Source organism: Bacillus sp. IT-79MI2 (assembly GCF_949768135.1).
GTDB lineage: Bacteria > Bacillota > Bacilli > Bacillales > Bacillaceae_G > Bacillus_A > Bacillus_A pseudomycoides.
This window is the reverse complement of sequence record NZ_CATKPV010000058.1, coordinates 1-16,410: the sequence shown is the minus strand read 5'-3', so window position 1 is coordinate 16,410 and position 16,410 is coordinate 1. Positions and strand designations below refer to the sequence as shown.

The 16,410-nt window shown below is 34.1% G+C and carries 18 protein-coding genes; 8 read left to right on the top strand and 10 right to left on the bottom strand.

Features of this window, described 5'->3' with window-relative positions; translation table 11 throughout:
- Positions 1-130: 130 nt before the first annotated feature.
- The 6 genes from spmB to ACM6HU_RS12435 form a co-directional block, all read right to left on the bottom strand.
- Positions 131-661, bottom strand: coding sequence for a spore maturation protein SpmB (gene spmB / locus ACM6HU_RS12460; RefSeq protein ID WP_016114059.1), 531 nt, complete (start codon positions 659-661; stop codon positions 131-133).
- Entirely contained in the window at positions 658-1,254 is a 597-nt protein-coding gene (gene spmA, locus ACM6HU_RS12455) for a spore maturation protein SpmA (RefSeq protein ID WP_016114058.1), read from the bottom strand. The genes spmB and spmA overlap by 4 nt, the downstream gene beginning before the upstream one ends.
- Positions 1,247-2,368: a D-alanyl-D-alanine carboxypeptidase family protein gene (locus ACM6HU_RS12450; protein ID WP_016114057.1), complete on the bottom strand. Its 1,122-nt coding sequence runs from the start codon at positions 2,366-2,368 to the stop codon at positions 1,247-1,249. Before ACM6HU_RS12450 ends, spmA begins: the two co-directional genes overlap by 8 nt.
- A gap of 109 nt (positions 2,369-2,477) precedes the next feature.
- The gene (locus ACM6HU_RS12445) at positions 2,478-3,392 is read right to left on the bottom strand and encodes a superoxide dismutase (protein ID WP_003206588.1); all 915 of its coding nucleotides are present in this window, start codon (positions 3,390-3,392) and stop codon (positions 2,478-2,480) included.
- Positions 3,393-3,742: 350 nt separating this feature from the next.
- The gene (locus ACM6HU_RS12440; protein ID WP_016114056.1) at positions 3,743-4,234 is read right to left on the bottom strand and encodes a DUF3907 family protein; all 492 of its coding nucleotides are present in this window, start codon (positions 4,232-4,234) and stop codon (positions 3,743-3,745) included.
- A gap of 23 nt (positions 4,235-4,257) precedes the next feature.
- Entirely contained in the window at positions 4,258-4,647 is a 390-nt protein-coding gene (locus ACM6HU_RS12435; protein WP_016132640.1) for a hypothetical protein, read from the bottom strand.
- 218 nt (positions 4,648-4,865) lie between these two features.
- Here ACM6HU_RS12435 and mprF point away from each other — a divergent pair, with 218 nt between their 5' ends.
- Positions 4,866-7,448, top strand: coding sequence for a bifunctional lysylphosphatidylglycerol flippase/synthetase MprF (mprF, locus tag ACM6HU_RS12430; RefSeq protein ID WP_016132639.1), 2,583 nt, complete (start codon positions 4,866-4,868; stop codon positions 7,446-7,448).
- A gap of 5 nt (positions 7,449-7,453) precedes the next feature.
- On the opposite strand, the gene ACM6HU_RS12425 is transcribed toward mprF, so the two are convergent.
- A complete protein-coding gene (locus ACM6HU_RS12425; RefSeq protein WP_033671032.1) occupies positions 7,454-8,236 on the bottom strand; it encodes a hypothetical protein in 783 nt (260 codons plus the stop codon).
- Positions 8,237-8,714: 478 nt separating this feature from the next.
- On the opposite strand from ACM6HU_RS12425, the gene deoD reads away from it, so the two are divergent.
- The 4 genes from deoD to ACM6HU_RS12405 all read left to right on the top strand — a co-directional run bounded on the left by deoD (position 8,715) and on the right by ACM6HU_RS12405 (position 12,389).
- Positions 8,715-9,422 carry a purine-nucleoside phosphorylase gene (gene deoD, locus ACM6HU_RS12420; RefSeq protein ID WP_077294445.1) on the top strand — a complete coding sequence of 236 codons (708 nt, stop codon included), beginning with the start codon at positions 8,715-8,717 and terminating at the stop codon, positions 9,420-9,422.
- A gap of 188 nt (positions 9,423-9,610) precedes the next feature.
- A complete protein-coding gene (locus ACM6HU_RS12415; protein ID WP_077294448.1) occupies positions 9,611-11,425 on the top strand; it encodes a sensor histidine kinase in 1,815 nt (604 codons plus the stop codon).
- 107 nt (positions 11,426-11,532) lie between these two features.
- Complete coding sequence (locus tag ACM6HU_RS12410; protein ID WP_077294451.1) at positions 11,533-12,063, top strand: tyrosine-type recombinase/integrase; 531 nt, start codon at positions 11,533-11,535, stop codon at positions 12,061-12,063.
- Between the two features lie 131 nt (positions 12,064-12,194).
- Positions 12,195-12,389: a DUF3924 family protein gene (locus ACM6HU_RS12405; protein ID WP_016114049.1), complete on the top strand. Its 195-nt coding sequence runs from the start codon at positions 12,195-12,197 to the stop codon at positions 12,387-12,389.
- A gap of 53 nt (positions 12,390-12,442) precedes the next feature.
- On the opposite strand, the gene ACM6HU_RS12400 is transcribed toward ACM6HU_RS12405, so the two are convergent.
- Entirely contained in the window at positions 12,443-12,706 is a 264-nt protein-coding gene (locus ACM6HU_RS12400) for a hypothetical protein (protein WP_229161504.1), read from the bottom strand.
- A 50-nt stretch (positions 12,707-12,756) separates the two neighbouring features.
- On the opposite strand from ACM6HU_RS12400, the gene ACM6HU_RS12395 reads away from it, so the two are divergent.
- Entirely contained in the window at positions 12,757-12,849 is a 93-nt protein-coding gene (locus ACM6HU_RS12395) for a hypothetical protein (RefSeq protein WP_368494513.1), read from the top strand.
- 431 nt (positions 12,850-13,280) lie between these two features.
- Here the strand turns inward: ACM6HU_RS12395 and ACM6HU_RS12390 are convergent, their stop codons facing one another.
- Positions 13,281-14,126: a DUF72 domain-containing protein gene (locus ACM6HU_RS12390; protein WP_077294454.1), complete on the bottom strand. Its 846-nt coding sequence runs from the start codon at positions 14,124-14,126 to the stop codon at positions 13,281-13,283.
- A gap of 135 nt (positions 14,127-14,261) precedes the next feature.
- Between ACM6HU_RS12390 and ACM6HU_RS12385 the strand changes: the two genes are divergently transcribed.
- A complete protein-coding gene (locus ACM6HU_RS12385) occupies positions 14,262-15,515 on the top strand; it encodes an ATP-binding protein (protein WP_016114046.1) in 1,254 nt (417 codons plus the stop codon).
- A 125-nt stretch (positions 15,516-15,640) separates the two neighbouring features.
- Here the strand turns inward: ACM6HU_RS12385 and ACM6HU_RS12380 are convergent, their stop codons facing one another.
- Positions 15,641-15,775 carry a hypothetical protein gene (locus ACM6HU_RS12380; RefSeq protein WP_267864839.1) on the bottom strand — a complete coding sequence of 45 codons (135 nt, stop codon included), beginning with the start codon at positions 15,773-15,775 and terminating at the stop codon, positions 15,641-15,643.
- A 146-nt stretch (positions 15,776-15,921) separates the two neighbouring features.
- Here ACM6HU_RS12380 and ACM6HU_RS12375 point away from each other — a divergent pair, with 146 nt between their 5' ends.
- Entirely contained in the window at positions 15,922-16,359 is a 438-nt protein-coding gene (locus ACM6HU_RS12375; RefSeq protein WP_016114045.1) for a hypothetical protein, read from the top strand.
- The last annotated feature ends 51 nt before the right edge of the window (positions 16,360-16,410 follow it).

The window sequence follows — 16,410 nt, the reverse complement described above, 5'->3', positions numbered from 1 at the left end:
CATATAGTTGTTCACAACAAAAGTTCATTATTTTGTCAAAAATATTCCACAAAAAAACCACTATTAAGCCTACCCTTAATAGTGGTCGTATACGTATTATAAGCGAATTGACTCAAAAAATGAATACCGATTACTGAAACAATAAAGAAACAAACACAATAGAACAAATAATCCCAATTAAATCTGCAAACAACCCTACCTTTAAAGCATCACCCATTCTACGAATACCAACAGCTCCAAAGTACACTGTTAAAATATAAAACGTTGTATCTGTACTTCCTTGCATTGTAGAAGCGAGCCTACCAATAAATGAATCTGGTCCATATGTAGCAATTAAATCTGTAGTAATACTTAATCCTGCCGAACCAGAAATGGGGCGTATGAGCGCAAGTGGTACAATTTCTGCTGGCACGTGAATCATATCCAACATTGGCTTCATTACAGAAATCATGGCATCTAAAGCCCCAGATGCCCTGAAAATAGAAATGGATACGAGCATCCCCACCATAAATGGTAAAATAGAAATAGCAATTTGGATTCCTTCTTTCCCACCTTCTACAAATGATTCGTACGTTGGAACTTTTTTTATCGTGCCATATAATAGAATAAAACCAATCACACAAGGTATCACCCATAATGAAATTGTATTAACAATACTCATTTTTTCCGCCCCTTTCTACTCCGTCTGCGGTAAAAATAGCGGTCAATCCAAATAGCCCCAATCATCGATAGTACTTGTGCAATAAACGTGACACCAACAATTTCAGTCGGATTCGCCGATTCATACGTCATTCGGATTGAAATCACAGTAGTCGGTATCAATGTAATTGCGGATGTATTCAAAGCTAAAAATGTCACCATAGAACGACTTGCTGAATCCTTTCCTCCATTCAGTTCCTTAAGTTGTTCCATCGCTTTAATACCAAGTGGCGTCGCTGCATTTCCTAACCCAAAAAAGTTTGCCATCATATTTGACAAAATAAATCCCATCGAAGGATGATCCTTTGGTACTTCTGGAAACAATCTTTTTACAACTGGCATAAAAAATGAGACTAATTTCTTTAATAAGCCCGCTTCTTCAGCAATCTTCATTAACCCTAGCCAAAAGACTAAAACACTAATCAGCCCAATACAAATGGTTACTGCATCTTTTGACCCTTCAAAGACTGCTTTATTCACTTCCTCCATCGTTCCGTTTATCATCGCATATACAATCCCAATAACCGCCATCGCCACCCATACGAGGTTAACCATCTGTTCCAACACCTAACATATGAGAGAAGATTTCTATCACATCATTCCAATATACTCCAGTTGTAGCAACCAACTTTCGCTTACTATAAAACAAATTACGTTCCCCTACTTTTTCTTCATTAATATAAACTATTGTCTTACCGACTTTCTCTCCATCTACTAATTTTGCACTCCTATCAAGTTCAACCTTTAGCATAACCTGTTTCTTCTCATCTTTCGTTAGCGGTATAGCGAAATCATTTTTTATATAAACATGATTTGTATACTTCTTTTCCTGCAGGCCAGAGAGCGCTCCTTGCCCTAGAACCTTCGTTAACTCATATTGCTTAAACCCTTGATCAAACAAATACATATGGTCGTCCCAATCATTAGACGCATTAAGTGTTACTACAATTAAATCTAATCCATCTTTCGAAGCTGTTGTAACAAGTGTACGCCCTGCTTTTTTTGTAAATCCCGTCTTGCCTCCTGTTGCAAATTCATAATAAGAAGTTACAAGTTTATGCTTGTTTTTCCATGGATAATCCCACATTTTCGATTGATATGTTTTTGTTCCGAAAATTTTTCGAAACGTTTCATTTCCCATTGCATAACGTGTTAAAAGTGCCATATCATATGCAGACGAATAGTGCGTTCCATCCCCATCTAGACCATGTGGATTTGAAAAATGTGTATCTTTCATTCCTATTTGTTTCGCCTTTTCGTTCATCAAATAAACAAACCCCTCTATGCTTCCCCCAACATTTTCAGCAATTGCTTGTGCTGCATCATTACCGGAACGAAGCATTAAACCATAAACTAAATCCTCTAGCGGTACTTTTTTTCCAGGTTGTAAATAAATTGCCGACCCCTCTACTCGAACAGCCTTATCGCTAATAGGTACAGCTTCTTTCATTTTCCCTGATTCGGCAGCGAGTAAGGCAGTCATAATTTTCGTGATGCTAGCAATTTTTTGTGATTCATGTTCTAACTTTCCATATAACACACGTCCTGAATGTTCTTCCATCAATATGGCATTATGGGCGCTTACATCATTCATTTGTGCATATGTATGAATCGGTATAACACTTGCACACATTATAATAAGTGCAATGACAATCCAAGTTCGTCTCATATTTCCCCACGTCCTTTTGGCACTTTTTGTACAAGTGTATGCTTGGCCCCTTAAAATATGAACGAAATATTCTTTTCTATACCAGCAAAAAAGACGCACAAATATGCGTCTAATACGGTGTCCACTCAAGCTGTTTCGCACTTTCAAATCGCTTTTCCACATCGGACCAATTTACAACATTCCACCAATTTTTAATGTACTCATCTTTCCGATTTTGGTATTGCAAATAATATGCATGTTCCCATACATCAAGCACAAGTAACGGTATCGTATCCCACTGTGTGAATAATTGATGAAGGGTACTTTGTAAAATTTCTAATCTTCCCGAACGAGGTACCCACACAAGAATAGCCCAGCCAGATCCTTCTACCTTCGATGCAGCTTCTGTAAAATGCTTTTGAAAACGTAAAAAACCCCCAAAATCTTTCTCGATTTCTCGAGATAATGCACCTCTTGGACTTCCCCCTCCATCTTTTTTCATGTTATTCCAAAATATCGTGTGCAAATAATGACCTGAACCGTGAAAAGCCGCTTCTCTTTCCCAATGCTTGATTAAATCAAACTTATTTGTTTTCCTTGCTTCTTCCATCATTTTTTCTGCTTTATTCAGCCCTTCCACATAACTCCGATGATGTTTATCATGATGTAGCATCATAATCTCTCGAGAAATATATGGTTCCAGCGCATTATATGGATAGGGTAACGGAGGAAGCGTGTGACCCCCAATTGGAACAGATCGCTCAGTATACGTTCTTTCATATAACTCATATTGCTCATTTTCTTGCATAAATACTTCTTGTAAATGATTCTGAATGTGTTCCACATCATCACTTATCTCATACAGGAATTCAGCATCTGTTTCATACTCATTTTCTTTCATACGGTCTAATAGCATTTGAATTTTATAAGCAAGCATATGGACGTCATAAACTTCAGTTGCACGACTATCTAATACGTGAAGAACGCTTTCACACCAATTTTCTACTTCATGAAAATAATCCGTAAATACACCTTGCTGATTCATACGACACCTCCTCTATGCTATCCACTTTAACTATATTCAGCGCCCGCATCGTATATACCGTACAAAACAGCAAAAGAAGCTAGTCTTTCTCTAGCTTCTTTGAGTATTCTCTAATACTTATATAAAACATATACTAGAGCTATTTATCCCTACAATCAAAGACAGTAATTCCCTCATCTTATTATATACATTCATTTTAATTCCCCAACATATAAGTCGCGGCTATGAAAATAAAAAGGAACCCCTACTTACTTTCTCCTTTTGTTCTCACTTCGCATGGGGCTGAAAAAGGATCTGACCACTTCTATCCATGGCCGGATCCCCTCTCACACCTAAAGAAAATGGTTTTATTAATACTTGTGTAACATCTTTGTTTGATAGTCCGTTTCGTAATATTCCAGCTCCTCACGCATTGTTTGAAACTTCCCTTCTAATTCTTGCATTACTTTTTCAATTGAGCTAGGCGGTATTTGTTGAAAAGCAATGGAATTTTTCCCTGTATATGCCGAGCGACTATTTTCATACCACTGATCACTTTTTGGCGAAAAGAATTCAGCAATTACTTGATGATAGATCTTATATAATGTTCTCTCAGCAGCCGTTTTTCGAAATGGTTGACTACTCAATAAAACAAGGCACGCATCCAAGCCTTCTTCACAAAATACAAGGAGTCGTCTTAATGATGATAATAAACCTTCATAATAATGTTTATTCCCTTCTGGTGACTCTTCTAATAAAGAAGGTAATGTATGATAATTAACAAAATCAGTCATTAAAGTAATCACTTCTTCTAAAAATTCAGAAACTTGATGCGTTTGATTTTCAACCATTGAGTTAGACATATCCTTTTCTCTCCTTTTCCATTTTACGCTATTTCTACCTTTTTATTTTTATGTAACTCAGCCATTATGTCTTGTACTTTTACCACTGTTTTATCATCAAAATATTTTTGAAAATCTTCTATCCTGTTAATATATACACGCTTTTGCCCACGAAATTCTTTATTTTTAATAAAACAAGCTAGAGCAACAATATCTCGTAAATATATGTCTTGTTCTTCTATTTTAAAAACTGGATTTCCTTCAAACGGAGTAATTTCTTGTAAAATTTCTTCAAAATAACGGACATATAATACAGAAAATGTTTTTTCTTGTTCACCCAAAATATAAGTTACTTCGGATCGATTAAAGAAATCTTCTGATGTATTAGGTTGTGCTTTTTCTAGCTCATGGCCTGCGTAACCTACTATAACCATCCGCTTTCCCTCTCTTCCTTATTTCGTTCTATTTTAACTCAGTTTTCTGAATAAATAAAATTTTAATTTATTATTAATTCTTATCAAAAAATCTATAATATTTCTATATTTATATAAAAAATAGTTTTTATATCCTGCAATTTACCTTTTTATTTTTCATGAAGTTTGTCATAATAAGAATATTGTCTCAGTTTTCTTATGCAAGGAGAGTTGTATTTATGTCGTTTTCGTGGAAACGTTTCTTACAAATTGGAAAAATTATTTTCCCATTTGTTGTCTTGACCATTGTATTCTTTCAAGCTCGGAAAGAATTGTCAGGTATTTCATTTCGAGAAGCAATTGAAACAATTAAAAACATTCCGACTGGAGGAGTCTTTTTAGCTATTACGCTCGGTGCGTTTGCTGTTTCAACAATGTTCTTTTATGACTTTGTTATGCTTCGCTATTTAAAAGCAGATGTACCTGTCCAAAAGATTTTCCGTGTTTCTTGGATTGCTAACACCTTAAATGGATTTATCGGTTTTGGTGGACTTGTTGGAGCAGGTATACGGACAATGTTATATCGGCCCCACGTAAAAGAGAATGGTAAACTTATCAAAAGCATCGCTTGGATGACAACTGCTTTTATAAATGGATTATCCCTTCTCTCATTCCTCGGTCTTATAGGAATACTAGATACAAGTTTTATTTTACATGAAAAACCTTGGCTATGGCCTGTCCTCATCTTTTTTGCTCTTTTTGTACCGCTATATATTGGATTTTCCAAAATTAAAAATCGAAAAAAGCAATACATAGAAGGACAAGAAGAAACCAAAGAGAAGAACCCAACCGTTCTATATTCACTTGTTTCATTAGTGGAATGGCTTTCTGCCGGCATCGTCATGTATGTTATTTTAATATTATTTGGAATTGACATCGATTTCCGGAAATTTTTAGGGGTTTATGTTATTGCAGCATTAGCAGGGGTTGTTAGTCTTGTACCCGGTGGTCTTGGTTCCTTTGACCTTGTCTTTTTAACTGGATTAGGACAATACGGTATCGATACAGGCGTATTATTACCTGCCATGTTATTATACCGCCTCGTATACTATATTTTACCATTTTGTCTGGGGTTAATTTTTGCCGCTTTTGAAATGACCGGAGCTGCCCTAAAAAAGATTGAAGATAAACCATTTATTGCACCTGCCTTAGAAACAACAGGTGTCATTTGGACATTACAACGTGATTTTTTAGGAAAGCTAGGTCCATGGGCATCAGCTGCTTTAACAGTCTTTACCGGCCTAATGGTCATCTTATCGACCATTTTACCGACGAGTATAAATCGTTCTCACGCATTACACATTTTAGCTCCAAAACATCTTATTCAATTTTCTTTTAGCTTATCATTAACATTTGGAATTCTGCTCCTTATTCTATCAAGAGGTATTTATTATGGAACAAAACGTTCCTACTATATGACTATTGTTTCTTTAATTGGAGCAGCCATTTTTAATACACTGAAAGGAATCGATATTGAAGAAACCTTTATTTTACTAATCGTGCTAGCCGTATTATATATGCTTCGCAAAAGATTTGTACGTGAAAAAATGGAAATTTCGCTTTCCGATGTAGTAAAAGTATTTATATTTTCACTACTAACATTATACTTGTATAAAAACTTAGGCATCCTATTCGCAGGAGCAAAAGAAGCTTTCAAGCCAGATTTTGTCGTTCGTAATATTACACAAGTAAAGAGAAGTGCACTTGCAGCTGCTTTCTTTGTTCCAACCTTTTTACTCATCGGTTCTCTTATCGCGAATCGCTATCGTAGTGTATTCCCTGAGCAATCAGCAAACGATAAACGTCTGCAAAACTTCTTAGATGAATATGGCGGAAATGTACTAAGTCATTTAGGTTTTTTAGGAGATAAACAATTCTTCTTCAGTAGTGATGGAAAAGCACTTCTTTTATTTTCAACAACAGGAAAACGACTTGTTGTACTCGGCGATCCAATTGGGGATCCGTCTTCTTTTCGTAACGTACTGCAAGAATTTTTAGCTGAAGCGGATCGATTTGGATATATTTGCGTTTTCTATCAAATTGAAAGCAAATGGATGAGTTTATACCATGATTTTGGCTATAACTTCTTTAAACTTGGTGAAGAAGCTGTTGTTGATTTAAATACATTTACTATATCAGGGAAAAAGCGTGCTGGATTACGTGCAACTTTTAACCGTTTTGAACGTGAAGGTTATACCTTTTCCATTCATCAACCACCATTTTCAGACGAGTTATATGAAGAATTTAAAAATGTTTCAGACGCTTGGCTTGGGGGAAAAAAAGAAAAAGGCTTTTCTCTTGGATACTTTGATCGTGAGTATATAAGTCGCGCCCCTATTGCAACTTTATCTGATGCTGAGGGAAAAATCATTGCATTTACAACGTTTATGCCTGTTTACCAAACTGGTGAACTTTCTATCGATTTAATGCGTTATTATCCAGATGCACCTGGTGGGATTATGGATGCAATCTTTATTCATTTATTCCAATGGGCAAAAGAAAATAGTTATCATTCCTTTAACATCGGTATGGCCCCGCTCTCTAATGTTGGTTTATCCACACAGTCCTTTTGGTCTGAGCGCGTCGCTGCAGCAATTTTCAATAACGTTCGTTATACATATAGTTTTAGTGGTTTACGGCATTTTAAAGAAAAATATAAACCGGCGTGGAGTGGAAAATATTTAGCATTCCGGAAAAATCATTCCTTGCCAATTACAATGCTTGCCGTAACAAAATTAATAGGAAAACGAAAAAGCAGCTAGTATCACTAGCTGCTTTTTCGTTTCTGAACTTGGAGTATAAACTCTTTTTCATACTTTTTTCCGTTTATATAAAATGTTCCCCATATTTTATACGTCCCTTCCTCTGGGAATGTAATACGATATTGCAATTGCTCTTCTTCATTTACAGGGACTGCATATAAAAAATGTTCTCGTTTTTCATCGATTATATAAAGCGTCGCTTGTTCTCCAGTATTGGAATTAAATTTCACACTTTCTCCTTTTTTTATTTGCAGCTGAAATGTCAATGTAGCTGCTTCATTTGGATGTAGCGCTCCAAATAAAAGCGACATTTGGTAATCACCAAGTTTTTTGGTGAGCACTGTATCTTCTATTAAATTCTTTTGTTTCTTCTCTTTTTCCTCTTCCCCAAAATTCTTCCTAGAAAAGAACTGTTCTGTTTTACCATGATCCTCATATAAGAAAATCGTATATGCTTTATCTTTCGTTTCGCCTGAGGATAGCTTATATGAACCATTTCCAGCAAATGCAGGAGTGATTCGCTGAATTCCCTTTAACTGCTCGTCCACGATAATAGCTCTAATACGATCATTAACTCCACGAATTTCGTTGTTATTTTTATTAAACAGTTGAAATGTAATATCTATTTTTTCATTTCCCTTTCTATTTTTTATATCCCATTTTACCTCTCGAATGTCCCCTGCTGTTTCTGTCGTTCCTTTATACTTCTGCATGTAAAATCCACCAGCCACAATAAATAGTAACGCAATTAGCCCAATGACAAGATTTTTCAAACAATCACCTGCCATACTTTTTTTATAAATTGTAACATAATTCTGACTATTACACCTATAAAAAGAACATCGCTACATCTTCTTTCTACATATGTCCAGTTTGATTTTCCAACATATAAGTAGTTGCTATGAAGAATAAAAGGTGACCGCTACTTATTTTCTCTCTTTGTTTTCACTTGGCATGGGGCAGGAAGAGGGTCTGACCGCTTCTATGCATGGTCGAATGCTCTCTCCTACCTAAAAAGAAAGGGTTTATATCGGTTTTTCAACTTGTTTTTATATATTTCTTTTTTACAAAAAACCGCTATGTAATAAAGTGAAACTTTAATCAGTGGGGGTCTTACTGCCCGTTAATGCGGGATAAATAACAAACTATTGAAAACGTTGTATTTTGTATATACTACAAATAAGAAAAAGATTTTAATTGGCAGGATTCCTAGTGTATAATGCAGATGATGTTAATTTATATCTATACATAACGAGGAGGATTTTTATGAGCGTTCATATTGAAGCAAAACAAGGTGAAATTGCTGAATCTATTTTACTACCTGGCGATCCACTACGTGCAAAATATATTGCAGAAACATTTTTAGAGGATGTAACTTGCTATAACAATGTACGTGGTATGTTAGGATTCACTGGAACTTATAAAGGAAAACGTGTCTCTGTTCAAGGGACAGGCATGGGTGTTCCTTCTATTTCTATTTATGTTAACGAATTAATCCAAAGCTATGGAGTGAAAAATTTAATTCGCGTAGGTACATGTGGAGCGATTCAAAAAGATGTAAAAGTACGTGACGTAATTATCGCAATGACGGCTTGCACAGACTCTAACATGAACCGTTTAACATTCCCTGGATTTGATTTTGCGCCAGCTGCAAACTTTGATCTTTTAAAGAAAGCATATGATGCAGGAACAGAAAAAGGACTACACGTTCGTGTTGGTAATGTATTAACGGCAGATGTATTCTATCGTGAAAGCATGGACATGGTGAAAAAACTTGGTGAATACGGTGTATTAGCTGTAGAAATGGAAACAACTGCTCTTTATACATTAGCAGCGAAGTACGGTGTAAATGCATTATCTGTATTAACAGTAAGTGATCACATCTTTACTGGAGAAGAAACAACATCTGAAGAGCGTCAAACTACATTTAATGAAATGATTGAAATCGCTTTAGACGCGGCAATTCAATCATAATGTACAAAAGAACTTGTCATACGTCTGGCGAGTTCTTTTTTATTGTTTTCTAAATTAAATAATTACTTTATATGACTTTTTATAAAAAACAACTCCAGATAGAAAAAGATTTTCGGTCCCTACTTTCTTTTATCGTTTGTTATAATAAAGAAAATATTTATGCGAATATTCTTTTATGAGGTGAAGAAGTGAAAAAAAGAAGTATTGTCTTTAAACTATTTTTATTAACATCAACATTATTTACTGTTACCTTCCTCCTTTTTTTCATTGGGCAATCATTGTTTTTAGAAACATTTTATATTAATAAGAAGGTTCAAACTGTCCAAACTGCCTTTGAAAAGTTTTTATCAAGTTATGAAAAGAGTGGGAGAACATTTGAGGAAATAAGAAAGCTCAAACAAGAATTTCACGAAAAAACAAACGCTGACGTCGTTTTATTAGATCCAAATGGAATTATAAAAGATGAAAATAATTACTATATTGAGATTGTGGATAAATCAAATAAATCGTATTCCATTCCACTCAACAATATTTTAACAATCGATGAATATACGAAGTTTATGAATTTACAGTTAAAAAGTGATGATTTTATTCAGATAGAAGGAATTTTAAAAAAAGATGTAATTATACCTGTTACGATTACGACTCGTTATAATACATGGCAAAATGATAACATCATGTCTGACTTTAAATTATTCAATATTGATTGGACAAACGCTAAGAAAAATAGATATGCAAAAGACACAAGACTTGGCGACCATACATTTCAAGGGATTGTATCCAAAATACACCTTCCTTCCAAAAACGACCTTCGTCTTGCAAATAACTTAGAGACATTACGAGGAATTCAGCATTGGGAACTATCTGTAATGCTAGGTAAAACAAATTCAAATGAATTGACAACATTTACAATCGGAGAAGAGGAGAATGGAAAAAGTCAAATTTTTGTAAAGCCAGTTATCGAAAAAGGTGAAATTAAAGAATTTGCTTTTACGATGACCTCCTTACAGCCTGTTAATGAAGCAATGCTCGTTTTAAAAGATTATTACGTTTATGCCTTAATTGTCGTATTTCTCGTCATTATTTTATTATCCTTTTATTATTCAAAAATCATTGTTAAACCGCTTATTAAAATGAACCGAGTCACAAAAAAAATGGCTAATTTTGATTTCACCGAAAAGTTACCCGTTTCAGTAGATGACGAAATTGGCGGTTTATCTAGTAGTATTAATACATTATCAGTAAACTTAAAAGATCGAATAGATCGATTAAACGTTGCGAATACAAAATTACAGCAAGATATCGAACGAGAACGCCAATTAGAAAAAACTAGAAAAGAATTTATTTCTGGCGTATCTCATGAATTAAAAACACCACTGAGTGTTATTAGAAGCTTTGCAGAAGGTATTAAAGATGGCGTCAGCAAAGATAACACATACTATACGGATGTTATTTTAGAAGAAACAGAAAACATGAATCGACTCATCGTAGAAATGCTAGAATTAGCAAAACTAGAATCTGGCACGTATAAACTAGAAATGAATACTTTTTCACTTGGTGAACTTGTCCAACAAGTGTATACGAAGCTATTATTTAGTGTGGAAGAAAAACAATTACAAGTAGAAATCGATGCAAATCCCTCTATATATGTTGAAGCAAATCGCAATCGCATTGAGCAAGTTGTTGTGAATTTACTCAGCAATGCAATTCGCTATACACCTGATGGTAAAGAAATTCGTATTCGTGTCATAGAAAATGAAGAAAAAGTAAAAGTGGAAATTGAGAACACCGGTAATCCAATCCCAGAGGAAAGTTTACAAAAAATATGGGATCGCTTCTATCGTCTAGACGCTTCCCGTAGCCGCCATACTGGAGGAACCGGACTTGGTTTATCAATCGTAAAAAACATTTTGGAACTTCACCATGCCAAATATGGTGTATATAACACCAATGATAGTGTCGTCTTTTATTTTGATTTACAAAAAATAAAAGACGTCAAATAATTTGTCTTAATTTCACGAGGAGTTCACATGAAATTCACACTCTCCCTTTATAGTAGTAAACAAGTTAATCCTTTCCTTTACACATATAAAAGAGGAGAGTGCGTGAAATGAAACAAGCAGGACAACCTATTCAAAACGAAAAACAATTAGAAAAAATCAAAAATATACTTTTACAATCTTCGAAACGCGATGGCTTATTATTCGTATTAGCTGTAAATTCCGGTCTAAAAGTAAGCGAGATTTTACAATTAAAAGTCGGTGATGTCATCGATGAAAACGAAAATGTTCGTCACTCCATTTTATTTTACAATGAAAAAGTAAAAAAACATAAATGGTTCGCTGTAAACGAAGACCTACAACAGGCCATCGAAGATTATATGAGAGAACGTAAAACATGGGAACGAAATGAACCATTATTAAAATCTCAAAAAGGTACAAAATCTATTACAAGACAGCATGCATGGTATATTTTAAACAAAGCTGCAAAAGAAGTTGGTTTAGAAGGGATTAGCTCACATACACTTCGAAAAACTTGGGGATATTGTGCATATAAATCTGGTGTTGATATTGCATTTTTACAACACTTCTTTGATCATAGTACCCCATCAAAAACTTTAAAATATATTGGTATTGCATAAAAAACAACCATAGTTCTTATACATAAAAAAGGTTACCAGCTTTAAACTTGGTAACCTTTTTTATGTTTCATTTTCTCTTTTCTTGTTTCTCCTATTTTGTAGTGGTACTCTAGTAATAAGGGGGAGAAATTATGAACACACTAACAATTGAATTACCAAAAGAAACAGCAGAAAAACTCGGCTTATTAAAACAAGCGTATCAAAAGAAAACAGGTGCTACAATCTCAGAAAGCACTCTTGTTCAATCACTTATCTCAAGGGAGTTTATTCAAGAAATAACTCCATTTGATTTACAACAATATGTAAATAAAAAAGAACAGCGCTAAGCGCTGTTCTTTTTTATAAACCATACAACTTTAAGCTTTGTTTTAAATACACATTAAGCGTACCAATACTTCTTATATACACCAGGACCATCTATTTCAACTTTTAAACTTTTCGATGCGTTGACGCTCCAAAATGGATTTACTAATAAAGGCCTTCCGATTGCTATTAAGTCTGCACGTTGATTCCTTAATATTTCTTCAGCTTGTTTACCACTTTCAATTAAACCAACAGCTGTCGTCTTACTATTTACTTCATGACGAATTTTATCTACGAAAGGTACTTGATAGCCTGGATACACATTAGGTGCTTCTAACAAAGTCCCTTTGATTACACAATGTCCATTATCGGCGGGAAGTGGAAAATAAAATGTTAAGTTCTCAACTAAGTGAATTAGAATGCAGTGGCATCGTGAAAAGGAAAGAATATCCTCAATCCCTTCAAAAGTTGAATATTCTTTAACCGCAAAAGGAATGACACTAATGCCAATTTTAGCGGCAATGTATAACTGAGGAATCGTGAATCGATAGGACGGCTCACTTTGAAACGACTGTTAGCAATCGTTTCAATATGTTTAACTTATTTATTCCACTATGTTGGCTTAATAAGAAAAGAAAAAAACCTGCATATTTACCATAAAGTTTGATGCATTTTTTTAATAACAATCAAACTTTATTCAAAACCCACACCAGGCTATTTCCACATAAAAATCAAGTTTTTTATTTTATTTACGAAAAAACGTTGACAACGATAATGATAACCATTATCATTTATTATGAAGCCAACAATTGATGAATCAACCAAACGCTCAGTAACATTGTTACCCCTCTTTTTCATATAGAAAAACACTGTACATTCCCCCTGTTTGTACAGTGTTTTTCTTTTTTTTGCGTTTATTCAAATAAATTGAGTTGTTCTGGTTTTGGTTCGCCGTATGTAATATGCATCATCTCCATGAGTTGTTTTGCATTATCAGCAGCATCCCCGCCTGAATTATTATTAAATAGTACATATATGTTTTTTGTCTTTTTCTGCAATGTATGTAATCGCTCTGTCCATTCTTCTAGCTCTTGTTTATTATAACGATATAAGCAGCGAACTGCTCGCCAATTTTCTCCTTTATCAAGCCATCCATGAATATTACGACCATGAAAGCGTATCAGTGCCATTTCAGGATGAGTTGCTTCTAATACAAGTGGAACAGAACCAATTCCAGCTTGTGGTTCATCACAAATCGTATGAATCCACTTTTCCTGTTCTAAAAATTGTAATGTCTTATCATGCATATTTGGATTAAACCATGTTTGATTTCGAAACTCTATGGCACACGGTAATCCTTCCATTTTTTCTTTTGTATAACGAAGTAAATCTACATTTTTCTTCTGACAATCAAACCAAGGTGGATATTGAAATAATATCGCCTTTAATTTATTTGCCTCTTGAAGTGGAATAATCGATTGTTTAAATATTTCAATCATCTCATCGAAATTGGAAAATGGAATCTCTCCCTGCATATGTCCCGTCATCCCTTGATACGCTTTAACAACAAATGAAAAATCTTTTGGTGTTTCTCCGGCCCATTTCATATAATTCCGAACTGGTTGCATCGCATAAAACGAACTATCTACTTCAACAATAGGAAAATACTCACTATATGTTCGCAATTTATTTCTATTTTCATAGGAATCCATATATAAAGAATCGTGATCTCCCCATCCTGTTAATCCAATAGAAATCACCCTTATCCCTCCTTATCCTATTTTTATCAATCAGTACACACCTAATTAACAAAGTTTCAATCTTCTTCAAGAGCATCCTTATAAAAATATGATATACTAGATGGAAGAATTTTTAAATTGAGGAGTTATTTATTTATGATTCAAGAGGATACTACTTTATCTCATGAAAATCAAATAAAAGAATTAGAAAAGAAAGTACAGTTTTATGAACAGTTGGTGAACCAATTACCACATCATTTTACATACGAAAATTCACAACTAGGTTTACAATTACATAAAAAAGGGACTTCTCATTACATTAATCGCATACCAAAAGAAGATATAGAATCAAACTTTGTACTAACTTGCGATTCCTTATTTCTATTTGAGCAACTTGAAAAACACTTTGTTCATATTTTTGATGCATTTTCGCATCATGTCACCTTTATTGACAATAAAGGCATCATTACATTATGCAATCAATCTGCAGCAGATGATTTGGGAATATCACGAAACGATATAATTGGTCAACCAATTCAAAAGCTATTAAACTTACCTGAAGAAAAAATTAAAGCTTTAGAAACATTAAGGAGCGGAAAAGAGATTTACAACGAAGAGGTGTTAGATACAAATTATGGTATTTCTGACAATCGAATTATCCGTGACTATAATGGAGAAATCTTCCGTGTGATTAGTGTCTTTCATTATTTAAATACCGAACGTGATGCCGAAAAACTTGCATTAGCGGGTCGAATTGCAGCTGGAATTGCACATGAAGTTCGTAATCCACTTACAACAGTACGCGGTTATTTACAATTTTTACAAGAAAGTGTTTCACCTTCTAATAAAGAGCTTTTTCAAAATTTACTCATTCCTGAATTAGATCGTGCCAATAGTATCATCACTAAATTTTTATCTATTTCAAAAGCACACGAATTTAAAAGAGAACCATTTCCCATTAATACTTTTTTACGTGAATATATCCAACAGCTACTAGCTAGTGAAGTATTTTTGCATAACATTTCTATTGAATATAATTTATCCTCCGATTTAGAAGACATATTAGTGAATATTGATCGACATGAGCTCGTTCAAGTTTTCCTAAACTTATTTCAAAATGCTGTGGATGCAAAAAGTGATAAATCTTTGTCCATTCAAATCACTAGTCATCGTTTGGATAATTTTGCTCGCATTACTTTCCAAGACAATGGAACTGGTATTCCTCCAGCGATTCAAGACTATATATTTGATCCATTCTTCTCTACAAAAGATGCAGGAACTGGACTCGGATTATCAGTAACAAGAAAAATCATTCAAAATCACAATGGAACTTTAAAAGTTTCTAGTAATGAAAATGGAACAACATTTATCATCTCAATTCCATTAGCACAAAAAGGGGCGGGCTTATAGCATATCCCTAAAAATAATCAGTGGGGATGAAGCCCCACTGATGTAATTAAATAAATATATTAAAAATATACGATTTATAAACTTTCAGCACACGTCCTTAGTTCTCCGCCAATCCATTCCCCTAATCAATATGTATTATCTATTCCTTTTCCTCTTTCATGAGAAATGCCACAAAGCTTAATTCGTTCGATGTCTATTCCTGTTTCTTTTTTCACTTTTCTAACTGCTGTCTCTTCCTCCATTCCAAATCTAACACACATACACAGTAAGAAATAACTAGATGCTATTCATCTCATCTTAAATATTTGATTTCCTTCTTTACGTTTCTTTACTTCAAATTTACTCTAGCTTAACGCTTATTTTGTATGATAGATAAAGAAGACAATGATATGAAAGAGGGATGAAAATGAAAGTCTTATTGTCAATACGCTTTTGGATTTCCCTTATGTCATGTATATTTTTATGCTCAGCATTCTTTTTAACTTTAGAATATACTGCTACATCAAAAGCAGCAGAAAACAGCAATATAGCTCCATATGAGCTACTATATGCAAAACAAAATACAGTCCCTCTATCCTCTTCCTCATCTAAAGAAAAAAAAGTTATCAAAGGAATGATTATTACAGAAGCTGCTTCCCATCATGACCTGAATCAGATTGCTAAAAAAATTAAAGAACAATATAAAAATCAGAAAATCGATGAAATCACATTATCCATTCACAATAAAAATATTGGAAAATACGAAGAAGACCTACCTTATGAGCCAATTAGCAAAGGAACAATTTCCATTATTTACACTTCACAATCCCATTCCAACGTAATCATTCGCCTCAATGAACAGTAATACACTTGCTAAAAATTTTTTCACTTCATATAAAAAAGAGACGAATATAAT